Source organism: Buchnera aphidicola (Pemphigus immunis) (assembly GCF_964059115.1).
Classification (GTDB): domain Bacteria; phylum Pseudomonadota; class Gammaproteobacteria; order Enterobacterales; family Enterobacteriaceae; genus Buchnera_C; species Buchnera_C aphidicola_C.
In genome coordinates, this window is the sequence record NZ_OZ060408.1 from 278,687 (window position 1) to 302,422 (window position 23,736).

General features: G+C 22.2%; 20 protein-coding genes. 8 read left to right on the forward strand and 12 right to left on the reverse strand.

Annotation, left to right across the window (positions count from 1 at the left end; translation table 11 throughout):
* Positions 1-403: 403 nt before the first annotated feature.
* The 8 genes from cls to trpD all read right to left on the reverse strand — a co-directional run bounded on the left by cls (position 404) and on the right by trpD (position 8,229).
* Positions 404-1,870 carry a cardiolipin synthase gene (cls, locus tag AB4W77_RS01195; protein WP_367681651.1) on the reverse strand — a complete coding sequence of 489 codons (1,467 nt, stop codon included), beginning with the start codon at positions 1,868-1,870 and terminating at the stop codon, positions 404-406.
* 182 nt (positions 1,871-2,052) lie between these two features.
* Positions 2,053-2,460, reverse strand: coding sequence for an acyl-CoA thioester hydrolase YciA (gene yciA / locus AB4W77_RS01200; RefSeq protein WP_367681676.1), 408 nt, complete (start codon positions 2,458-2,460; stop codon positions 2,053-2,055).
* A gap of 40 nt (positions 2,461-2,500) precedes the next feature.
* Positions 2,501-3,034: a septation protein IspZ gene (locus tag AB4W77_RS01205; protein ID WP_367681652.1), complete on the reverse strand. Its 534-nt coding sequence runs from the start codon at positions 3,032-3,034 to the stop codon at positions 2,501-2,503.
* A gap of 19 nt (positions 3,035-3,053) precedes the next feature.
* Positions 3,054-3,797, reverse strand: coding sequence for a YciC family protein (locus tag AB4W77_RS01210; RefSeq protein ID WP_367681653.1), 744 nt, complete (start codon positions 3,795-3,797; stop codon positions 3,054-3,056).
* Between the two features lie 51 nt (positions 3,798-3,848).
* Complete coding sequence (gene trpA / locus AB4W77_RS01215; protein ID WP_367681654.1) at positions 3,849-4,652, reverse strand: tryptophan synthase subunit alpha; 804 nt, start codon at positions 4,650-4,652, stop codon at positions 3,849-3,851.
* Positions 4,653-5,840 carry a tryptophan synthase subunit beta gene (gene trpB, locus AB4W77_RS01220; protein WP_367681655.1) on the reverse strand — a complete coding sequence of 396 codons (1,188 nt, stop codon included), beginning with the start codon at positions 5,838-5,840 and terminating at the stop codon, positions 4,653-4,655. It abuts the gene before it with no gap.
* A gap of 21 nt (positions 5,841-5,861) precedes the next feature.
* A complete protein-coding gene (gene trpCF / locus AB4W77_RS01225; protein WP_367681656.1) occupies positions 5,862-7,229 on the reverse strand; it encodes a bifunctional indole-3-glycerol-phosphate synthase TrpC/phosphoribosylanthranilate isomerase TrpF in 1,368 nt (455 codons plus the stop codon).
* Positions 7,192-8,229, reverse strand: a complete 1,038-nt coding sequence (trpD, locus tag AB4W77_RS01230; RefSeq protein WP_367681657.1) for an anthranilate phosphoribosyltransferase — start codon at positions 8,227-8,229, stop codon at positions 7,192-7,194. Before trpD ends, trpCF begins: the two co-directional genes overlap by 38 nt.
* A gap of 471 nt (positions 8,230-8,700) precedes the next feature.
* Here trpD and AB4W77_RS01235 point away from each other — a divergent pair, with 471 nt between their 5' ends.
* From AB4W77_RS01235 to sohB, 4 genes are all read left to right on the forward strand, one after another.
* A complete protein-coding gene (locus AB4W77_RS01235) occupies positions 8,701-9,588 on the forward strand; it encodes a DMT family transporter (protein WP_367681658.1) in 888 nt (295 codons plus the stop codon).
* A gap of 229 nt (positions 9,589-9,817) precedes the next feature.
* Complete coding sequence (locus AB4W77_RS01240) at positions 9,818-10,033, forward strand: S4 domain-containing protein (protein ID WP_367681659.1); 216 nt, start codon at positions 9,818-9,820, stop codon at positions 10,031-10,033.
* On the forward strand, positions 10,017-10,562 hold the full coding sequence (locus tag AB4W77_RS01245; protein ID WP_367681660.1) for a pseudouridine synthase: 546 nt from the start codon (positions 10,017-10,019) through the stop codon (positions 10,560-10,562). Before AB4W77_RS01240 ends, AB4W77_RS01245 begins: the two co-directional genes overlap by 17 nt.
* Before the next feature lie 69 nt (positions 10,563-10,631).
* Complete coding sequence (gene sohB, locus AB4W77_RS01250; RefSeq protein ID WP_367681661.1) at positions 10,632-11,660, forward strand: protease SohB; 1,029 nt, start codon at positions 10,632-10,634, stop codon at positions 11,658-11,660.
* 1,114 nt (positions 11,661-12,774) lie between these two features.
* Here sohB and AB4W77_RS01255 read toward each other — a convergent pair.
* Complete coding sequence (locus AB4W77_RS01255) at positions 12,775-13,599, reverse strand: inositol monophosphatase family protein (protein ID WP_367681662.1); 825 nt, start codon at positions 13,597-13,599, stop codon at positions 12,775-12,777.
* A gap of 150 nt (positions 13,600-13,749) precedes the next feature.
* Between AB4W77_RS01255 and rlmN the strand changes: the two genes are divergently transcribed.
* The 3 genes from rlmN to glyA all read left to right on the forward strand — a co-directional run bounded on the left by rlmN (position 13,750) and on the right by glyA (position 18,616).
* On the forward strand, positions 13,750-14,832 hold the full coding sequence (gene rlmN, locus AB4W77_RS01260; protein ID WP_367681663.1) for a 23S rRNA (adenine(2503)-C(2))-methyltransferase RlmN: 1,083 nt from the start codon (positions 13,750-13,752) through the stop codon (positions 14,830-14,832).
* Positions 14,833-15,831: 999 nt separating this feature from the next.
* Complete coding sequence (gene hisS / locus AB4W77_RS01265; protein WP_367681664.1) at positions 15,832-17,100, forward strand: histidine--tRNA ligase; 1,269 nt, start codon at positions 15,832-15,834, stop codon at positions 17,098-17,100.
* Positions 17,101-17,362: 262 nt separating this feature from the next.
* Complete coding sequence (glyA, locus tag AB4W77_RS01270; protein ID WP_367681665.1) at positions 17,363-18,616, forward strand: serine hydroxymethyltransferase; 1,254 nt, start codon at positions 17,363-17,365, stop codon at positions 18,614-18,616.
* A gap of 98 nt (positions 18,617-18,714) precedes the next feature.
* On the opposite strand, the gene bioD is transcribed toward glyA, so the two are convergent.
* Both bioD and bioB read right to left on the reverse strand, forming a co-directional pair.
* Entirely contained in the window at positions 18,715-19,389 is a 675-nt protein-coding gene (bioD, locus tag AB4W77_RS01275; protein WP_367681666.1) for a dethiobiotin synthase, read from the reverse strand.
* Between the two features lie 763 nt (positions 19,390-20,152).
* Positions 20,153-21,217, reverse strand: a complete 1,065-nt coding sequence (gene bioB, locus AB4W77_RS01280; RefSeq protein WP_367681220.1) for a biotin synthase BioB — start codon at positions 21,215-21,217, stop codon at positions 20,153-20,155.
* An 82-nt stretch (positions 21,218-21,299) separates the two neighbouring features.
* Between bioB and bioA the strand changes: the two genes are divergently transcribed.
* Positions 21,300-22,589, forward strand: coding sequence for an adenosylmethionine--8-amino-7-oxononanoate transaminase (gene bioA / locus AB4W77_RS01285; protein ID WP_367681221.1), 1,290 nt, complete (start codon positions 21,300-21,302; stop codon positions 22,587-22,589).
* A gap of 11 nt (positions 22,590-22,600) precedes the next feature.
* Here bioA and pgl read toward each other — a convergent pair whose 3' ends face one another.
* Positions 22,601-23,590 (reverse strand): 6-phosphogluconolactonase, encoded by a 990-nt coding sequence (pgl, locus tag AB4W77_RS01290; RefSeq protein WP_367681222.1) that lies wholly within the window; start codon positions 23,588-23,590, stop codon positions 22,601-22,603.
* Positions 23,591-23,736: the final 146 nt, after the last annotated feature.

A 23,736-nucleotide genomic window follows, 5' to 3' on the forward strand; every position in this document is an offset into this window, starting at 1 on the left:
ATTATACAATATATATTAATTATTATAATAATTAAATTTAATATTTATATATTAACATATATTTTTTAAAAAAATTTTTTATTCATCATAAAATATGATTTTTTGTAGGTTTTATTTAATACATTTTTATTTATTTATATATATAAATAATTTTTATTTTTATTGTAAAATAGAATACCAAAAAATAATTATTAAATATAATAAAAATATAGAATTTTTACTTCATAATTAATTTGTTGATTATATGGTTAACATTTTAAATATTTAATATATTAATTTATTTTAATTCAAAAATAAAGATTTTATATTTTTTAAATAAATATTTTTATTGCAAAAATGTTTTCAAAATAGCATATTAAGTGAAATGTACTCTGTAATATAAATGTTTTTTTGAATTTTATATTTACAACAAAGGATTAAAAAAATAAAAAAAATTTTCTAATATTATTTTCCAATGAGAACGAATGGACCATAATTTTTTATCTAATAATCTAGAATGAGAAATATATTCATATTGTATAGATGCTAAGTCTTTACCAAATTGACTATTATCAATTACAAGAGTAATTTCAAAATTTAACCATAAACTACGCATATCTAAATTAGCAGTACCAATTAAACTTAATTGTTGATCTACTAAAATACTTTTACTATGTAATAATCCTTTTTCAAATAAATATATTTTCACACCGGCATCTAATAATTCACTAAAAAAAGCTCGACTGGCCCATTTTACTAAAATAGAATCGTTATATCTTGGTATTATAATGCTTACTTTTATACCTCTTTGTGCTGCTGTACAAATAGCATGGTGTACATCATCACTGGGAACTAAATAAGGAGTAGTTATAATTAATTCTTTTCTAGCTGAATAAATAGCTGTCAATAATGCTTGATGAATCATATTTTTAGGAAATCCAGGACCTGAAGCAATTACTTGAATTGAATTATGTTTTTTTTTTAGTTTTAAGAAATTTTTATTTTTTTTTGGTTTTTTAGGTAAAATTTTTTTACCTGTTTCAATTTCCCAGTCACAAGAATAAATAATTCCGACAGTACCTGCTATAGGTCCTTCTATTCGGGCCATTAAATCTATCCATTGTCCTACTCCAGCAGATTGTTTAAATAAACTAGGATCAACTAGATTCATACTACCAGTGTATGTAATGTAATTATCTATTAAGATAACTTTTCTATGTTGTCTTAAATCAATACGACGTATAAATATGCGAAATATATTAATTTTTAAAGCTTCTACTACTTGTATACCAGAATTTCGCATTATTTGTGCCCATTTACTACGAAAAAAATCAACACTGCCAGCTGAATCTAACATTAATCTGCAATGTATACCTCTTTTTGCCGATGAAATTAAGGCATTAGCGACATCATCTGCCAAACCACCTGGTTTCCATATATAAAATACCATTTCTATATTGTTTTTTGCTAAATAGATATCATGTATTAAAGTTTTTATTATTTCTTTTGCATTAGTCAATAATTTTAGCTGATCACATTTAATACCTGATATACCTTGTCTATGTTTACATAATTGGAATAATGAAGTAGCAACATCACTATTTTTTTTTTCAAAGAAAGTTTCACAAGATTTAAAATCAGTTAACCAAACATTAGTTTTTGACCATATTTTATTAGCTAATTGAAATCTTCTTTCACCCAAGTATAATTTACCAAAAAATAACCAGATAACAATACCAAAGATAGGGAAAATATAGATAACTAAAAACCATGCTATAGCAGCTGGTGTAGAATGTCTTTTAGTAAGTATTTGATAAGTTATACTAATTAATATTATCCAATATCCAAAAAAGAATAGCCAAGTAAATAGAGATATATATAGAGTAGTCATCTAATTGAAGTCCTCTTTATGCTACTATAATATACAAATAGTCATACTTATCTTAAATAATTATTTTAAATGTCAGTTATCAGAAAAAATTATAACTATATCAGTTACTATTATTTTCAATAAAAAACATATATTGTAAGGGTTTATAGTATTAGAGACACAATCTATATTTAAACTTTAATTTAAATAACATTTATAGGGAATATAGCACGAGATTTTCCATTTTGGTCAATAGCTACGTAAATAAATATCGCTTCAGTAGCGCAATAAAATTGACTAGTTTGTTTAAAAAAAATTTTTTCAATCCATATTTCTACATTGATAGTCAGAGAACTGATACCTGTTTTAATACAATTTGCGTAGCATTTTACTATATCACCAACAGATATTGATCTTAAAAAAATCATATTATCAACACGAACTGTTGCTACCGGTCCTTTAGCTATTTCTTTTGCTAAAATAGCTCCTCCAATGTCCATTTGTGACATAATCCATCCACCAAATATATTTCCGTTTGCATTAGTATCAGCAGGCATAGCGAGAGTTTGAAGTACTATTTCACCTTTTGGAAATCGATTATGATTTTCTATTTTTTTTATGATCATTGTATAAATTTCACATAGTAATAAATTATTTTTTTTTTGAATTACAATAATTAATGTAAACAACAGATATTATTACACAAATAATTGTTAATATTGTTAAACCGAAAATTTTAAAATTAACCCATATATTCTCTGAAAAAAAGAAAGTAATATATAGATTTATTATACTACAAGAAAGAAAAAAAATAGCCCATATGAAATCTAATTTTTTCCATATCATATTAGATAAAGTTAATTCTTTTCCTAGTATTTTTTTTAAAAATGATTCTTTTTTCCATATTTGATAAATAAGTAAGTATAAAAATATTAAAAAATAAATAACAGTAATTTTACATTTCATATAATTACTGTTATGAATAAATAAACTAAAAGATCCAAAAAGCAAAATAGTAATAAAATTAAATAAATATATTTTATCTATTTTTTTATTAAAATAAAAATTAATGAAAAATGCCAAACCAGAAAATAAAATTAATAATTTTATAGCTAAAAACATGTTATATTTTTGATAAGCTATAAAAAATATACCAGTGGACACTAAATTAAAAATATATCTCATTTTACAATACCTAAAATTTTTAATTTATACGAAATAACATATAAAAACGAAATAAATGAATGATAAAAGAAGAAAATATAAAATTTTGTATAAAAAAAAGAAATAAAAAAGTTATATTTAAACACGATATATTAAAAAATAGAGATATTGACAAAAATAAAAATTTTAAAAATAACCATAACAATAAAGAAGGAAAAATAATTTTAAATCTTTTATATACTATATAAAAACTAAATAATATAGATTTAAATATGGAAGTGTTTTCTATAGATAAAATAATAGGAGATAATGATAAAAAACTTGAAAATAATATACCAGGAACAAAAAAACATATAAAACTTAATTTTATTATGACAATTAATACAAAAATTAATAATAATAAATTATTAAATGATGTCTTTAAAACAGAAAAAAATAAATTAAACGTAACATTTTTACCTGAAGAAACAATGTTAATTAAACTGATTACACTACTGAATAAAATAGTATTACCAATTATAGAAGATAATATTTTTGATAAAGATAATTTTAGTAGTATCATTTTTTGTTCGACGCTCATATTGTTTATTAAATCAAACAATTCAGATAAATTTATTGCTGTTCCTTCATACAAAAAAGAGATTTTTTTTATATCTGGTGTAATGAAAATATTTAATAATATTAGAAAAAAGGTAATAAAAAAAGATATTAATATAATATATGAGATATTATTGTAGATAAAATAACGGGTATCGCGGTACAACATATTTTTAGTAATAAGCATATAAAAATCCTTATCTATTTTGTTAATGTTAAGATAATATAAAAATTATATTTATTTAGTTGCATTTTTTAAAGTTTTTACTAAATTAATCAAATTTAAAAACATTTTTTCTAAGTTAGATAAATTATTTTCAATAACTTTAATTAAAATAGATCCACAAATAACTCCTGATGTGCCAGATAAAAGAGATTTTTTAATTTGTAATTCGTTAGAAATACCAAAACCTTGAATAATAGGAGTAGAATTATATTTTTTTAATTTTTTTATTAAATTATTTAAAGATTTTTCTTTATATTTATTTATACCTGTCACACCTGATCTGGATAATAAATATATATAACCTGTACTAGATAAAGATATTTCACGTATTACATTTTCATTAGCATCAGGAGGACAAATAAAAATAGGTTTAATATTTTGAGAAACCGACATTTTATAAAAATATTTCGATTCTTCAATAGGCAAATCTGCTATTAATACTGAATCAATAGATATACGAGAACAATCTATATAAAACTTTTCAATACCCTTGTTAAATATAATATTTGCATAAGTGAGTAGACCAATAGGTAGAATTGGATACCTATTTCTTACAATAGATAAAATTTCAAAACATTTTTTTAATGTGATACCAGAAGATAATGCTCTTAAATTTGCTTTTTGTACAATGACACCGTCCGCTACTGGATCTGAAAATGGAATACCCAATTCTAAAGCATCAGCACCGTTTTTAATTAATGTTTCTATTATTTTTAATGATATTTCTGGAGAAGGATCTCCTAATGTAACAAAAGGTATAAAACAACCTTCTTTTTTTAAATTTAATTTATCAAATAACATTTGATAACGATTCACTTAACATTTCTCCTTTTCTAAAATGTTACTAACAGTAAAAATGTCTTTATCACCACGACCCGAAAGATTTACTACTAACAATTGTTCTTTATTAGGATTTTTTTTAATTAATTTTAAGGCATAACCTAAAGCATGTGCGGATTCTAAAGCTGGTATAATACCTTCTTTTTCAGATAATGCTTGAAAAGCTGTTAGTGCTTCTTTATCTGTTATAGATACATAATTAGCACGACCAATTTTTTTTAACCATGCGTGTTCAGGACCTACTGAAGGAAAGTCTAATCCAGCAGAAATAGACCATGATTCTTTAATTTGACCTTCTTTTGTTTGCATTAAAGGAGCTTTCATACCAAAATATATTCCTATTCTACCTAATTTTAAAGCAGCCCCATGTTGATCTGTTTCAATTCCTTTGCCTGCTGCTTCTACTCCAATTAAATTAACTTTTTTTTCATTAATAAAACTAGAAAATATACCAATGGCATTAGATCCTCCTCCAATACAAGCAATAATTGCATTTGGTAATTTTCCCTCTTGTTCTAAAATTTGATTTTTCGTTTCTTTCCCTATAACACTTTGAAATTTTTTTACTATAGTAGGATAAGGATGAGGGCCAGCAGCAGTTCCTATCATATAATGCGCTTTCGTATAATTTTCAGCAAAATCACGTAAAGATTCGTTACAAGCATCTTTTAAAGTTTCAGAACCATTCGTTACAGGTATTACTTTTGCTCCCATTAATCTCATTCGAAATACGTTTGGTGATTGTCTTTGATAATCCTTATTTCCCATATATATTCTACATTTTAAACCTAATAAAGCAGATGACATAGCCGCAGCTACTCCATGTTGACCAGCTCCTGTTTCTGCAATAATCTCTTTTTTTTTCATTTTTATTGCTAATAAGGCTTGTCCTAAAACTTGATTAGTTTTATGAGCTCCTCCGTGTAATAAATCTTCTCTTTTTAAATAAAGACGCGTTTTAGTGCCTTTTGTCAAGTTTTTACATAAAGTAAGAGCAGTTGGTCTACCTGCGTAATTTTTTAATAAATTATCTAAAGTAGTTTTAAAAATGAGATCATGACTAGAATCTATAAATGCTTTTTCTAACTCATATAATGCAGGCATTAGTATTTGAGGAACATACATACCACCAAATTCACCAAAATAAGGATTTAATAAAGACATATTTTATTTCTCTTAAATTTTTTATGAAGAATAATTTCTTAAAGAATGAAAAACAGAAAATATTTTTTTAGGATCTTTTTTTCCGAAATTATCTTCTACACCTGAATTAAAATCTAATCCGGCACAACCTAATTGTGAAGCACGGATACAATTTTTAGAATTTAATCCACCAGCTAAAATAACGTTACTAAGATTGCAATTTGCCAATACTGACCAATTAAAACTTTTTCCACTTCCTCCTTCTAAATTATCAAATATGTAATAACTAATATTTTTAAAACTATGATTAGGAACGACATTTTTAATGCTACAAGATTTCCATATTTTTATTTCATATGGTAGTTGATCTCGTAGTTTATTAATGTAATTTTGATCTTCACTTCCATGTAACTGTACAGCTTTTAAATTTAATAATGTAGCTATAGATACAACATAATGTATATTTTCATTTCTAAAAACTCCAACATAATATAAATCAGCTTTACTAATAATTTTAATAGCTATATTTTCTCGAACATAACGTCGAGAATTTTTTACGAAAATTAATCCACCATAAATAGCTCCATATTTTTTTGATATTTCTGCATCTTTTCCTTCAGTTAATCCACAAACTTTATTATCCCCTATAATAATTCTACGAATAGCTATGTCTAAATTTTTTTGTTTCATTAATGATGAACCAATTAAAAATCCATGCACTAATTTGCTTAAGTTACGAACTTGAGAATAATTATAAATTCCTGACTCACTGATAACTTTTATATTTTTTGGTACTAAAGGAGCAATAGATTTAGTTCTATTGAGATCTATTGAAAAATCGTGTAAATTTCGATTATTAATACCAATAACTTTTGCATTCAGTAAAATTGCTCGATGTAGTTCTGTTTCATTATTTACTTCAGTTATTACTCCCATATTCATGTCTGTTGCAATTTTAGAAAGGGTGTTATATTGTGCATTATCTAAAATAGATAACATTAGCAGAATGGCATCAGCTTGATAATAACGAGCTAAATATACTTGATAAGGATCAATAAAAAAATCTTTACATAATATAGGTTGAGAAACTATTGATCGAGCTATTGATATAAATTCTAATTTTCCATGAAAATATTTTTCATCGGTTAATACAGAGATTACAGAAGCATATTTTTTATAAGTATGACAAATGTCAATAAGATTAAATTTTTCCCTAATTATTCCTGATGAAGGAGAAGTTTTTTTACATTCTAAAATAAAAAATGGACGAATATTATTTAATGATTGGTAAAAATTTCTATCAGTTTTTTGTATTTTTTTTTTAAAATTTTTTAATGGTTTTTTTTGTTTTTGTGTTTTTAACCAAATGAATTTATTTTTTACAATTTCTTGTAATATTGTGTTTTGCATAATTTTTCCAATTCATAAGGGATATTAATTTTTTATACGCTTTTCCACTACGAATAGTTTCTAATGCATATTGTGCATTTTCTTTTATATTTTCATATCCAAATATCTTTAATAATAATGCTACATTTGCTGCTATCGTTTCTTCATGTGCTAAACTACCACGTCCTTGTAATATTTTTTTTATAATATCACAGTTTTCTTTCGAAGAACCTCCTTTTAATGCGTTTTGTGGATGAGTATGTAAACCAAAATCTTTAGCTGATATTTCATATGAAATAATTTTTTTATTATTTAGTTCAGATATATATGTACTCCCAAATAACATTACTTCATCGTTGCCACTACTGTGTAATACAATAGCACGTTTATAGTTTAATTTTCTTAATGTTTTTATCATATTTAAAATAAGTGGTTTACTATAGACACCAATTACTGTTAATGGAGGTTTAAATGGATTTAGTAAAGGACCTAAAATATTAAAAAAAGTTTTTGTTTTTAATATTTTTCTTACTTTTATAGCATTCTTAAATACGGTATGATATTGCGGTGCAAATAAAAAGCAAATGTTAAATTTATCTAACATTTCATATGATTGTTGAGCTGATAAGGTATAATTAATACCTAATTCATCTAATACGTCTGATGAACCGGACAAACTAGATATCTTAGCATTACAATGTTTAGCAATTTTTAATCCACATGTTGCAGCAACAATAGCGCTTACAGTTGATATATTAATGGTATTATTATTATCTCCACCTGTACCAACTATGTCAGAAAAATTATAATTGGGTTTAATTGAAAAATTTATTTTTTCTAAGCATGCACGTATTGCTCCAGCTATTTCATCTGATGATTCTCCTCTTATTTTGATAGCAATTAATAAAGATGCTAATTGAATATTATTAATTTTTTTTTTAATTATATTTTGAAATAAAATATAACTTTCTACACTATTTAATAACTTTGATTCATATATTTTTTTTAGAATTTTTTCCATATTAATATCCTGCATTAATATACTACATTAGCAATAAAAATAAAATTTTTTTTAAAAATAAAATAATATTGATTTATAAATAAAATTTTTAAGATATTTATATATTAGGTTAATCATAATTTATATATTTTAAATTTAATATATATAAAATATATATCTTCTAATTATTTTAATATAATATATTTATTTTCATTGATTTATATCTTATATATTTATTTATAATAATTATAGTTATATTTAATATTAGATATATATCTATTTATGACATATATATAATTATTAAAATAATTTTTTATTTTTAATTACCGATATTGCAATTTAACCTATCAATTTTTTTATTAATTTTATTAATATAAGATTATTTAAATTTTAGATTATAATTATATAATCTATTTTTTATAGAATTACATGATAATTGCCACATCAAAAAACTATTTTCAATATATAATTTTATTAATTAGAGATACCTTTATGCAAAATATTATAATAATAATATTATTTTTTTTAGTTTCTATTACATGGGGTACTACTTGGATAGCAATGAAATTTGCTATAGATACTATTCCTCCTTTTTTTGCTACAGGAATGCGATTTTTATTAGCAGCGCCTTTATTAATTAGTATGGCTTACTATAGTAAGACACCTTTACTTTTTCCTCCAGGGGAACGGTATTTTCAATTTTTTATTTGTATATTTTATTTTTCTATTCCATTTTCATTAATGTTATATGGTGGACTATATGTCAATGCATATGTGTCTTCTGTTATTTTTTCAAATATGCCTGTTTTTATTTTAATTACTTCTTTTTTTATACTGAGAAAAAAAATATTTTTTTTACAAAAAATAGGATTAACAATAGCTGTAATCATTCTTATTTTTATTTTATTTAATGCTGTATATATTATACATGATTGTCAGTTTAAAGGAATTATTGCATTAATGTTAGCGGTAATTAGTCATGCTATTATGTACGTAGAATGTAAAAAGAAATCTTATAACGTATCTGTCCTCACATTTAATGCATTGCCTTCATTAGTATCTGGCATAATTTTATTAACTTTGGCTTGGTATTTTGAACATCCAGTTCTGAATAATTTTTCAAAAATGTCAATTTTAGCAGTAATTTATTTAGGAGATTTCTCTGGTATATGTGGTATATTGTCTTATTTTTATTTACAAAAAAAAGTAAATTCTTTTCATGCTTCTGTTGTATTTTTAGTTTTTCCATTTATTGCTACCAGTTTAGATTATTATATTTTTAAATATACTATTCCTATTAATCAATTGTTATTAACAATTCCATTAATGTTTGGTATATTATTAACTTTAATTCCGAATAAAATAAAAAATAATATTTAAAATTATTATTTTTAACATAATTTATTATTATTAATATTTAATATGATATAAAATATATATCTACTTAAATTAAGATTAATTCAATATTAATTTTTTATAAAAATGAATTAATTAAATATTTTACTTTTTAAAATTTTATCAAAAATGTTTTTTGATAATGTCAAAAATACTTTGTTTTTAATTAAATACATAAAAGTTTTTAATATCACTATTAATTAATGAGTTAAATATGAATGAAAAAATACAAAAAATATTAGCTAATTCGGGTTATGGATCCCGTCGTTATATTGAAAAAATGATAAGATCTAATCTTATTTTTGTTAATGGAAAAAAAATTAATATTGGCCAACGATTTTTAAAAAACAATATACAATCATTAACTATTGATAAAAAATTTTTTTTATTTAATATAAAAAAAAAAACCACGTGTGCTAATTTATTATAAACCAGAAGGATATATTTGCACTCGTAATGATCCTAAAAATCGTATTACAGTTTTTGAAACATTACCAGTATTGAAAAATACTAAATGGATTATGGTAGGTAGATTAGATTTAAATAGTTGTGGTTTATTATTATTTACAACTGATGGAGAATTAGCTTATCGTCTTATGCATCCAAAATTTAATATTACAAGAAAATACGCAGTTCGTGTATTTGGAAATATAGATGAAAAAAAAATAAATCAATTAAAATCAGGAGTATACCTTGAAGACGGATATGCAGTTTTTAAAACCATTGAATTAAAATCTAACAATTCTAAAAATAAATGGTTTATAGTATCTTTAACAGAAGGTAGAAATCGTGAAGTAAGAAGAATATGGGAAAAAGTAGGAGTTCAAGTTAATAAACTAATTCGTATTAGTTATGCAAATGTTATTTTACCTCCATGTTTATCTCCTAGATCATGGTTGTATCTTAAAGATGATTTAGTTAATGCTTTGTATAATTTAATTCAATTAAAATATTATTAATTTTTATAATTAAAAATTATGTTTTTGTAATATAAAAACGTTATAAAATATAATATAAGCGTGGAACTTATGAATTTTATTTTAAATTATGTACTTTTTTTAGCAAAAAATATTACTGTATTAGTGACAATATTAACTATATTGTTGTTTTTCACACGTATATTACAACGTAAAAATAAAGAGAAAGGAGATTTTAAATTAACTTTATTAGGGGAAAAATACGAAAATATAAAAAAAAATATACTTTTTTTAAAAATGACACCTTATGAAAAAAAAATATGGAATCAAAAAAATAAAAAAAAACAAAAAAAAGAAATGATAAGTAATAAAAAAAAATATATTACGAATAAAAAAATATATTTAGAAGAAAAAATGCCGACATTATATATATTAAATTTTAAAGGCGATGTACATGCAAGTGCAGTTAGTAATTTAAGAAAAGAAATATCTGCTATTCTTACAGTTGCAGAAAAAAACGATGAAGTATTATTAAGACTGGAAAGTTCAGGTGGAATTGTACATGGTTATGGATTTGCTGCTTTTCAATTACAAAGATTACGTCAAAAAGGGATTTATTTAACAATTGCAATAGATAAAATTGCTGCTAGCGGAGGATATATGATGGCTAGTGTTGCCGATCATATTATGGCTGCACCATTTTCTATTATTGGATCTATTGGAGTTGTTGCACAAATTCCTAACTTTAATAGAATATTAAAAAATAATAATATCGATGTAGAATTACATACAGCTGGAAAATATAAACGCACTTTAACTTTATTTGGTGAAAATACTCAAGAATCACGAGAGAAATTTTGTAGTGAATTGGAGACAACTCATAATCTCTTTAAAAAATTTATTCAAGAAATGAGACCATCTTTAAATATTGATTCTGTTGCTACCGGAGAATATTGGTTCGGTTCTCTTGCTTTAAAAAAAAATCTTGTAGATAGTATTAATAATAGTGATGATTTTTTAATTTCAAAAAAAAATAAGTTCACTTTATTAGAAATAAAATATGTATCTAAAAAAAACATTATAGGTAATATTATCAATAATATCGTTAAAAATATATTTTCAGTAATATTAAATAAATAATATTTTATATTAATTTTAAAATTTATTACATAAAAATTATTTTGATATAAATTAAAATATTTACATTAGAGGTTTATATGTATTATTAGTTTTAAACTAACTATTTTTATATAATCTTCGTTTATGTATATAAATTAAAATTAATTTCTGTTTAATTTTATTTAAATTTAATTTTTATTAATAAATTTTTAGAAGAATTATATAAAAAATGATTTTTGATATAAAAATTTAATTTAATAAAAATTTTAATAAAATATTAAAAATTATAAAATTTAAAAAAAATAATTTTATATATATAGTTAATATTTATAAATATTAAAGTTATTAAACTAACTGTCAATCAACATCTACCAAAATTATATTAAATAAGAATTAAAAAACCGATTATATTAATATAGATATTAATTTAGATAAAAAATATAGAATATACGTTCATTTTTTCAGATAAAAAATAATTATTTATATAAATTAGTTTTTATCGTAAGAATCAAATTATTACATATGTGATTTCATAAATTATTTTAGAAATTAAAAATTTTAAATATGTGTTTTGTATATATGAATTAATTTTTAATAAAAAATCATAAATAATATAAAATTTCATAAATCATATTTTATTTATATTAAAATGTATAAAACTAACGGAGACAAATTAATAAAAATTTTTTATTAAAAATTTATAAAATATCAATATAAACTATTAAATTATCAAAACAAATGGTTCTTTACTTCAGTAATAATTTTCAATATATAAAACCATAATTTTAAAAATGAATAAAAAAATTAAAATATATATTATTTTAAATAATTTTAATTACTTATCAAAAACAAGTAATATACAGGTTGTACAATTTTTATATAAAATATATATCAGTATTTTTATTTTTTATAAAATATTCTTTTATAAAAAATAAAATTATAATATAAATTATGTAAGTATTTTCTTAAGTTTCTTAAATATTATTTTGAATTGATTTAATTTTATTTAACTGTATGAAAAAAAATTTAGCGTAACCAAAATATAGACACGATATTAAAATTAGAGTAAATTTTTAATATATAATTAATTCAATATATTGTAATAGTAGATTAATCTTAATAAAGTATTTTTTAATTATATATTATTTATTTCTCTAATTTCTGATAGAATAACTCTCAAAAATTTAGAATTACCTGTTACCAATGATGTTGAATTAAAATAATTAAAACATTTTCCAGTTAATTCACTAATTATACCTCCTGATTCTCTAATTTGTAATTCTCCAGATATAATATTACGTGGTTTAAAGGAAAAATTACATACGCCATCTAATCTACCTGCTGCTAGATAAGCTAAATCTAGTACGCTAGAACCAGAAGATATGAAACGTATACTTTTTGAGAGTAATAATTCTATTATTTTAAAATAATTTTTTGTTTCATATTGTTCTTTCATTAAAAAATTAATTCCTATTTTGCTATTATTCAAAGAATTTATATTTGAACATCTCATTCGATAACCATTTAGTTGAGCTCCTTTTCCTCTAATAGCCGTAAAAAGTTCATTTTTTAGAGGATCATATATTACAGATATGACAGTTTTATTTTTAATAACAACGGATATTGAAAGACAAAAATGTGGAATTTTTTTTTCAAAATTATTGAGCCCATCTAAAGGATTAATAATCCATGTAACATAATTTTCTTTAAAATAATTGTTATATTTTGTAGTGCAAATGAAATGATTAGGATATGCTTTACTGATTATGTCTGTCATTATTTTATGGACAGTTTGTATAATCTTACTAATTGTATTTTCTTTATAATTTTTTTTGCTTTCTATAAAATTTTTTTGAGTATCATATTTTTGAATTATTATACTTCCACCTTTTCTAGCAGCACGTACTGCAATATTTAGCATAGGATACATTTTTTCTACTTTTTTAATAAAAAAAAACATAAATATGATAATAACATATTAAATGTTAATATTATCGAATAAATTTTTGCAACGTTTATATTTTAAGAAAAAATTAAATAATTGATATTTATTAATTCAATTTTTTATCAAAAAATAAATTTTTCTTATGTAAAAGATAGGAAACATAATATGTACAATAATTTATATAAATTTGAGAACATTGATAATAAAATCAATTTATTAAATTTAGATTATCAAAAAATGTGTAATTTTTTTCTTTCTATTGGAGAAAAAAAATTTTGTGCAGATCAGGTTATGAATTGGATTTATCGTGAATATTGTGATGATTTTGATAAAATGACTAATATTAGTAAAATTTTGAGAAAAAAATTAAAAAATATATGCATTATTAAAGCTCCTCACTTTATAGAAGAACACTTATCTATTGATGGTACCATAAAATGGAAAGTAGCAATAAATAATAATTTAATAGAAACAGTTTACATTCCTGAAAAAAATCGTTCCACATTATGTGTTTCTACTCAAATAGGATGTATTTTAGAATGTAAATTCTGTTCTACTGGACAAATTAAATTTAAAGGTAATTTAAAAGTTTCAGAAATAGTTGGTCAAATATGGAATGCTATCAAAAGAATACGTTTTAATCAATCCAAAAAAAAACGTCCTATCACCAATATAGTTTTTATGGGAATGGGAGAACCTTTATTAAATTTGAAAAATGTAGTAAATTCGTTAAAAATTATATTAAATAATTTTGGTTTTAACATATCAAAAAATAAAGTTACCATATCTACTGCAGGTATAGTCCCGGCGTTAAATAAATTAAGTAATATGATTGATGTCAATTTAGCTGTTTCTCTTCATGCTCCTAATGATTTAATTCGTAATCAAATAATGTCAATTAATAAAAAGTATAATATTCAAAATTTATTACGTTCAGTTAATCGTTATTTAAGTGTATCTAAAGCAAATCGAGGAGGTGTTACCATAGAATATGTTATGTTAGATCATATTAATGATGAAATAATTCATGCTGAAGAATTAGCATTGCTTTTAAGAAAAATTCCTAGCAAAATTAATTTAATTCCTTGGAATATTTTTCCAAATTCTATTTATAAAAGTAGTCATCCTAAAAGAATAGAAAAATTTGCTTCAATCTTGACAAAAAAAGGATTTTTTACCATTATTAGAAAAAATAGAGGAACAGATATTAATGCAGCTTGTGGTCAGTTAATTGGTAAAATTGTTTAAAAAATAAATTTATAAATCAAAAAATAAAATAAATATTCAAATGAAAATATTAATTTAACCAAATTATATATATTAATTTATATATGTAAAACAGTTTTATATAATGAATTAATAAAATTAATATTTATATCGAAAAAAATAATCAATAATAATTTATCTATTTTTTCGATTAATTATCAATTTTTAAATATTGGTATTGAATGAATAAAAAATGAACTTATTTTCTAAATTGGATCAGTATTAAAAATATTAGATATAAATTTTAAAAATTAAAATAAAAAATTTTTAAAATTTAAAAAATAAAGATTTTTTGCGATTAACTAACATGAAACACAAGTGTTAAGATTTATATTAACTTTAAAATATAATAATAAAAAAATGATTAATTATTTAATATTGATTAAAAAGTACATTTAATAGATAGTCAATATATAATATAGATATAAATCTACCAATTATATCAATTACTGTTTTATATTAGATTAAATATTTTATTTTTTAATATTATTTTATTAATGTTTTTATAGATTTTTATCTAAAGAAATAGATTAATTTTTTTATGAATTTAATAAAAAAGTATTAATTCTAGAATATTTTATCCTATTTTTTATTAACTTTTTTTGATATGTTATTTAATAACATTAATAAAGATATAAATTTAAAAAACATTTAAATAAGTAAAAAATTAAATAGTTTTTAAATTTATATCTATACAATAAATTGAATTATTTCATATGATTTACTGTTAAGTTTTAAGATAAAAATAGTTTTTATATATTGATATTATTAAAAATAAAATATTTGTAATGAAATTATATTTTAAATATTTAAAATATAATCTAAAATAATAAAAAATAGATATTAAAAAATTTAAATTAATATATAAATTTTTATGTTTATTTTTTTATTATTATATATGATATAATGTTCTATTTTAAAATTAATATTTTATTTTATAATCAATGCTTAATCATTTTAAAAATTAAAGAGATATTTTTTATGAATATAAAAAATGAATCTATAAGAGGCATGCATGATTATTTGCCAAAAGAAATAATAATTTGGAATCATGTAGAAACTATTCTTAAAAAAATTCTATTTAGTTACTGTTATAATGAAATTCGTTTACCTATCTTGGAATATGCTACATTATTTAAAAATACGATAGGTAATACAACAGATATTATTACCAAAGAAATGTATTCCTTTGAAGATCGTAATAAAAAAAAATTAATTTTGCGACCAGAAGGTACTATCGGTTGTGCTAGAGCAAACATTCAACATAAATTGTTAAATAATAACGAACAAAGATTATGGTATTTAGGTCCTATGTTCAGGTATGAACGTCCTCAAAAAGGAAGATATCGACAATTTTATCAAATGGGTGTTGAAGCATTTGGTCTCAAAGGGCCTGATATAGAAGTAGAATTGATTTTACTAACATCCCGTTTTTGGAAAAATTTAGGTATAGATAAACATTTAATTTTAGAAATTAATTCTATAGGTTCTATTGATATTAGAAATAAATATAAAAAGGATTTATTAAAATTTTTAAAAAAAAATGAATCACTATTGGATGATGATTCTAAAAAACGTTTAGGTATAAATCCTCTTAGAATTTTAGATAGCAAAAATCCATCTATACAAATTTTATTAAAAAATGGACCTAAATTACATCATTATCTTGATAAAAATTCTTCTATTTTTTTTAAAAAATTATGTTATTTTATGTCTGATATTGGAATTCCTTATACTATCAATAATAATTTGATTCGAGGATTAGATTATTATAACGATATTGTGTTTGAATGGAAAACAAATAAATTAGGTTCACAAAATACCGTTTGTGCTGGAGGTCGATACGATAAATTAATTGAAAAATTAGGAGGTCCAAAAGTACCTGCTGTTGGTTTTGCCATAGGAATGGATCGCTTAATTTTATTAATAAAAGAAGTTTCATCTTTAATTTTACCTTTTTTTATAGATGTCTATATTCTTATTTTTGATGATTCTTTTAAATTAGAAGCGATAAAATTGAGTGAATTGATAAGAAATAAATTACCTGAATTAAAAGTAATGACTAATTTTTATGGAGTTAATGTGACTAAACAATTTCGTTTGGCTAATAAACATAATTCTCGAGTAGCGTTATTATTAGGTCCTAAAGAACAAGAAAAAAAATCTATATTAATGAAAGATTTAACTAATAAAACACAAAAAATAGTATTAAAAACTGAATTAATTAATGAACTTTCTTTTTTATTATAAAATATAACTTATACTTATATATTAAATTTATTTAAATATTTTAATTAAAAATTAAATATTTACATTATTAATGTAATATACAACTTAAATTGATTTTTTTCAAAAATATATTGTATATATATTTTATAAAATAAAAATATACGTTCTCAATTCCATAATTTTTCAATTTTATTTTTACATAGTAACATTATTAAAAATTTTCTATTATATACAATTAATATTGTTATTTAAAATAATATAATTTTTAAAAACAGGATAATTAATGTTAAAAAATAACATGACAATTGCGGAGTATGATCCAGATATTTGGACATTTATAGAAAAAGAAAAACATCGTCAAGAAAATCATATTGAATTAATAGCTTCAGAAAATTATGTTAGTTCATATGTGATGCTTGCACAAGGTTCACAACTCACAAATAAATATGCTGAAGGGTATCCTGGAAAAAGATATTATGGAGGATGCCATAATGTTGATTTAATAGAAAAATTAGCCATAGAAAGAGCAAAAATATTATTTAATGCTGATTATGCCAATGTACAACCTCATTCTGGATCTCAAGCTAATTTCGCAGTATATAACGCTTTGTTAAAACCTGGAGATTTAATTTTAGGAATGGCATTATCTCATGGAGGTCATTTAACTCACGGTTCTTCTGTAAATTTTTCTGGAAAATTATATAATTCAATTTCATACGGTATCGATGAAAATGGTGAAATTGATTATTTACAATTAGAAAAATTAGCAAAAAAAAATAATCCTAAAATTATTATCGGTGGATTTTCAGCATATTCTGGATTATGTAATTGGGAGAGAATGCGTTATATTGCAGATAGTATTAATGCTTATTTACTTGTTGATATGGCTCATATTGCTGGTTTAGTTGCTACAGGATTATATCCTGATCCATTGGATCATGCGCATGTTGTAACATCAACAACACATAAAACTTTAGCAGGTCCTAGAGGTGGTTTAATATTAGTTAAAAATGGCACTATGGATTTATATCGGAAAATAGATTCTTCGGTATTTCCAGGTATTCAAGGAGGCCCTTTAATGCATGTAATTGCGGCTAAAGCAATAGCATTTAAAGAAGCAATGGAACCATCTTTTAAAAAATATCAAATTCAAGTCTTAAAAAATTCACAATGTATGGTTAATACGTTTATTAAATATAGTTATAAAATAATATCTAATAATACTTATAATCATCTTTTTTTAATTGATTTAACTGATAAAAATATTACAGGAAAAGAAGCAGAATTAGCTTTAGGTTCTGCTAATATTACTGTAAACAAGAATAGTATACCGAATGATCAAAAAAGTCCTTTAATTACTTCAGGTATAAGAATAGGAACACCATCTATTACTCGCCGTGGTTTAAAAGAAAAAGAAGCAGAAAATTTATCTTATTTAATTATAAAGATATTAAATAACATTAAAAACAAAAATAAAATAAAAAAAATTAAAGATCATATTTTAAATATATGTAAAAAATATCCAGTATATTTATAAATTTTGTATACACCATCTTGTAGATGGTGATACTAAATTAATATAACATTTAACCTTAAAAAAATTAATAATTATTTTAATTATATTATTTTAAAATGTTATTTAGGTAATATAAGTGGAACTTCACAAGTATAAATTTTTTTCATATCTTGGAAATATGGAATTTCTCCTAAAAATGGAGCTTTTAAATATTTTTTTAAAGTTAAAATGTTTTCTTTATGAAATTTTTCTATTGGTTTAATATTATTGGCTATCCATCCAGAAAAATTTAGATTATATTTTAAAATAGCATGACTTGTTAAAATAGCATGATTAATACAACCTAATTTGATAGCTACTACCAAAATAACTGGCAAATTTTCTTGAAATACCCAATCAGCATAAGTAATATGATGAGATAATGGAGTATACCAACCACCAGCACCTTCTATTAATATCCAGTTGGATTTTTTCTTTAATTCAGATAATCCCAAAGATAATTTTTCAAAGCTAATTTTTATATTATGTTTAATACTTAAAATATGGGGAGCTGCTTTTTCATAAAAACAAAATGGATTAATTTCTTCATATTTAAGTTTAATACTACTTAATTTTTGAAATATTAAAGCATCATTATTTTTAAAATTTTTATATTTTTTTTTTATACCAGAAGCCACTGGTTTATAACCAGCTGTTCGATATCCTAATTTTTTAGCATTTCTTAACAATAGACTACTTACAACAGTTTTCCCTATATTGGTATCTGTTCCAGTAATAAACCAACAGTTATTCATTTTTAAATAACTCCTAAAATAATTTATTTTTCCATAGAAGTTTGTTCTATAAAATAAATATAAATAATAATTAATATTTTTATTGATAGATTAATAATTCTATTATGAGATTAATTTTATTAATTTTTATAAATAAAATTTTATTTTTAATATAAAATTAATGATTGATTTATTGTAATTTTAATTATTGTTTTTATATTTGATATATATATAATTTTTATAATTATTTTTAATTTAAAATATTATTAATATTTTTAGTAATTTGATATGTGATTATCAATCAAATTTATATTTTATAGTATTAAAACAGAATTGTTTGTGATTAAAAATATATTGTTAATATTACGTAATTAATTTTAATTAAATAAATTTAACAGATAGAGAATAATTTTTAGTAAAAATTATTCTCTATCATTATCTATTTCATTTAAGCATAAAAATAGATATTTAATACCTAATTATTTTTTCAAATATTCATAAAATTACATTTTAATATATATATTTGTTTTTAGTATTAATTTTATTTATTAATGATCAAATAAAAGTTTTAGTTTTTTAAATATAATAAATTTATTTAAAAATTATTTACTCACAAATTTATATCTTTATTTAAAAGATAAAAAATACACATTTTTTATAAAAAAATTATTTATTTACATTTAAAATAGCAATTTTTTTATATTTCATTTTTTATTTATTTAATCAAGTTATTATCAAAATAATTTTGATATGAAATTTAGTATTATTTTATATTTTTACAAATTTATTCTTTAACTATATTATCTCTTTTTATTTCTGTCAGAGCTGCGTTATAATACATTTTATGACTTAATTTTGATAGTTGATCATATAATGACATTGATCTTTCATTATTTCCAGAATTTATATGTTTTTTTTGTATATTTAATCCTAATTTGTTAAATAGATTTATATCTTTAGTTTCTTCTGGATTAGGAGTAGTAAGTAATTTACAACCATAAAAAATTGAATTAGCACCAGCCATAAAACACATTGCTTGTGTTTGTTCATTCATTTTTTCACGTCCAGCAGAAAGTCGTATATATGAACGTGGCATCATTATACGTGCAATCGATATTATTCGTATAAATTCAAAAGCATCGATTTCTATATTATTTTCGAGAGGAGTTCCTTTTATTTTAACCAACATATTAATAGGTACACTCTCAGGAGGAATTGGTAAATTAGCTAACTTTAATAATAATTCCATTCTATCTTGTATTGTTTCTCCAAGGCCTATAATACCTCCCGAACATATTTTCATTCCAGATTTTCTGACTGTTTCTAAAGTATCAATACGTTCTTTATAAGTACGAGTAGTGATAATTTTGCTATAAAATTTTTCAGAAGTATCTAAATTATGATTATAAAAATCTAATCCTGCATCAGCTAATTTTTTTGCTTGTTGTTCAGTTAATGAACCTAGTGTCATACAAGTTTCTAAACCTAAATTTTTTACTTTTTTTATTATTTTTTCTAAATAAGGTATATCTCGATTGTGCGGATTTTTCCAAGCAGCTCCCATACAAAAACGAGTTGATCCTGCTTTTTTTGCTTGATGAGCAGCCTTTAATATTTTTTCTATTGTCAATAATTTTTCAGTTTTCGTACTGGTTTTATATCGAGCACTTTGAGGACAATATTTACAGTCTTCTGGACAAGCTCCTGTTTTAATTGAAAGTAAAGTGCTAACTTGTATTTTATTAGGATCAAAATATTTTCTATGAATCTTTTGAGCTTCAAATATCAATTCTAAAAGAGGTTTTTCAAACAATAATTTTATATCTTTAAGAAACCACATTTTTTTCATATATTCTCCAAAAGTTAGATGGTCTTATGCTTATAAAAGTTTATAATATAAAAAAACATTTTATATAAAACATATACAAATTATGAATAAATCTGATTTATATTTTGATTTGAAACATATTTGGCATCCTTATAGTTCTATGAATAATCCGATACCTTGTTATCCCATTATATCAGCTAAAGGAGTCTATCTAAAGTTAAATAATGGAAAAACAATAATAGATGGAATGTCTTCTTGGTGGTCTGCTATACATGGATATAATAATCCTAGATTAAATAAATCATTAAAAAACCAAATTAAAAATATGTCTCATGTGATGTTTGGTGGTATTACACATCCTGCAGCTATTTTATTATGTCGAAAATTAATTGAAATTACACCAAAAAAATTAGAATGTATTTTTTTATGTGATTCAGGTTCTGTAGCTATCGAAGTTGCAATGAAAATGTCGTTACAATATTGGCAAGCATTAGGCGAAAAAAGGTGTACATTTTTAACAATTCGAAATGGATATCATGGTGATACTTTTTTCGCTATGTCTGTTTCTGATCCTACTAATTCCATTCATAGTTTATATAATTATTTATTGCCATCACATTTATTTGCGAATGCGCCTAAATGTAATTTTGGAGAAGTTTGGGATGAAAAAGATATATATTCTTTCAGCAAATTAATTGAGAAAAATAGAAAAAATATTGCAGCTGTAATTATGGAACCAATAGTGCAAGGAGCTGGTGGTATGAAATTTTACCATCCTAAATATTTAAAAAAAGTTAGATATTTATGTAATTATTATAAAATTCCATTAATTATAGATGAAATTGCCACAGGATTTGGACGTACAGGAAAATTGTTTGCTTATAAACATGCTGATATTGTTCCTGATATTCTGTGTATAGGAAAAGCTCTTACTGGTGGTATGATCAGTTTATCAGCTACTATTACAACAAAAAAAATAGCACATATTATCAGTAATAGTAAAGCTAATTGCTTTATGCATGGTCCTACTTTTATGGGTAATCCTTTAGCATGCGCAGTTGCTAGTGAAAATATTGCAATATTACAAGAAAAAAAATGGAAAAATCAAGTATTAAAAATTGAATCAATATTAAAAATTAATTTATTACCGTTACAAAAACATCCCAAAGTATTAGATGTTCGTGTATTAGGTGCAATTGGTGTTGTTGAATGTTTTTATAAAATTAATATAAAAAAAATTCAATTTTTCTTTATTCAAAATGGAGTCTGGATAAGACCATTCAATAAATTGATATATTTGATACCTCCTTATATAATAGATAGTCTTTCACTTAAACAACTTATTGATACTATTTCAAAAGCATTGGATAATGATCAATTTTTCATTTATTAAATATTTATATTTTAAAATTGGTGTATATGTACCCAAACTGGTCTTTTAGCTACAGATATTTTCCCCCTCTCTTGTAAATAGAAAGAATTATTTGATATTTCATATAATGTAATGCTATTTGAAATTTCCCCTGCAACAACCAAGTATTGACCATTTGAACTAATAGCGAACGATCTTGGTTGTTTTTCTGTAGGTAAACTACTGATTTTTTTTAATTTATTATTATTTTTATTAATTTCAAATATAAATAAAAGACTAGAAGAACGATCACATGCATATAAATAAGATCCAGAAGGATGTACATGAATATCAGAGGCCCAAGGTACGTAGTTATCTTCTCTTTGTAATAAACTAACATTTTGAAGAAATATTATTGGTTTTTCATTTTCTCTTATTTCCCATACATCAATTGTACCGTTTAATTCGTTAATACTATAAATATATTTTTTTTTCGGATGAAAATCCATATGCCTAGGTCCAGAGTCTGAATGTGTTTTTAATACATATGATTTTCTATGTAACGGTAAATTTTTACATGTTAAATCATAAAGATAAATACAATTTTTTTTAAGAGCTGTGACATATAAAATTTTATTTTCAAAATCAGTATTACAATAATGACAACCTTCAATATTATTAAATATTTGTATTGGCTCTTGAGGAATTCCTAATTTATTTATTGGACTGACACTAAGACATCCCTTACCATAAGAAGCACAAAATAAAAAACGTTTTTTTTTATCTATAGATAAATAATTCGGACTACCTGGAATAGGAGATTCTCCAATTTTTTCTAATGTACCATCATATTTAATACTATATGTAATTACTTGAAATTTAGGTCGAATACCTACATAGAGGAGATTTTCAGACACAAAAATTGGTTGAACTTCTCCATTAACATTTAATGTTTGAATAATTTTTAAATTAAAATCTTTATTAATTTTTAATACTTGTATTTGATTATTTCCTGGAGCAGAAATATAAATAATGGTTTTCATAAATCCTCTATGTTTTATATTAATTTAATATGATTTTTTCTATAATTTTATATGTCACCAATTAAATATATTTACATAAAATATAATTTATTATACTATATAAATCATATTTTATATGTTATATAAAATAAAAATGTTATTAATTA

Bases quoted from the DNA above. Each gene is read 5' to 3' on its own strand.
- trpB (WP_367681655.1), bottom strand. From the start codon at position 5,840: ATGTCTTTATTAAATCCTTATTTTGGTGAATTTGGTGGTATGTATGTT.
- AB4W77_RS01205 (WP_367681652.1), bottom strand. From the start codon at position 3,034: ATGAGATATATTTTTAATTTAGTGTCCACTGGTATATTTTTTATAGCT.
- AB4W77_RS01235 (WP_367681658.1), top strand. From the start codon at position 8,701: ATGCAAAATATTATAATAATAATATTATTTTTTTTAGTTTCTATTACA.
- trpCF (WP_367681656.1), bottom strand. From the start codon at position 7,229: ATGCAAAACACAATATTACAAGAAATTGTAAAAAATAAATTCATTTGG.
- hisS (WP_367681664.1), top strand. From the start codon at position 15,832: ATGAATATAAAAAATGAATCTATAAGAGGCATGCATGATTATTTGCCA.
- AB4W77_RS01210 (WP_367681653.1), bottom strand. From the start codon at position 3,797: ATGCTTATTACTAAAAATATGTTGTACCGCGATACCCGTTATTTTATC.
- bioB (WP_367681220.1), bottom strand. From the start codon at position 21,217: ATGAAAAAAATGTGGTTTCTTAAAGATATAAAATTATTGTTTGAAAAA.
- glyA (WP_367681665.1), top strand. From the start codon at position 17,363: ATGTTAAAAAATAACATGACAATTGCGGAGTATGATCCAGATATTTGG.
- rlmN (WP_367681663.1), top strand. From the start codon at position 13,750: ATGTACAATAATTTATATAAATTTGAGAACATTGATAATAAAATCAAT.
- sohB (WP_367681661.1), top strand. From the start codon at position 10,632: ATGAATTTTATTTTAAATTATGTACTTTTTTTAGCAAAAAATATTACT.
- AB4W77_RS01240 (WP_367681659.1), top strand. From the start codon at position 9,818: ATGAATGAAAAAATACAAAAAATATTAGCTAATTCGGGTTATGGATCC.
- AB4W77_RS01255 (WP_367681662.1), bottom strand. From the start codon at position 13,599: ATGTTTTTTTTTATTAAAAAAGTAGAAAAAATGTATCCTATGCTAAAT.
- trpD (WP_367681657.1), bottom strand. From the start codon at position 8,229: ATGGAAAAAATTCTAAAAAAAATATATGAATCAAAGTTATTAAATAGT.
- bioA (WP_367681221.1), top strand. From the start codon at position 21,300: ATGAATAAATCTGATTTATATTTTGATTTGAAACATATTTGGCATCCT.
- bioD (WP_367681666.1), bottom strand. From the start codon at position 19,389: ATGAATAACTGTTGGTTTATTACTGGAACAGATACCAATATAGGGAAA.
- pgl (WP_367681222.1), bottom strand. From the start codon at position 23,590: ATGAAAACCATTATTTATATTTCTGCTCCAGGAAATAATCAAATACAA.
- cls (WP_367681651.1), bottom strand. From the start codon at position 1,870: ATGACTACTCTATATATATCTCTATTTACTTGGCTATTCTTTTTTGGA.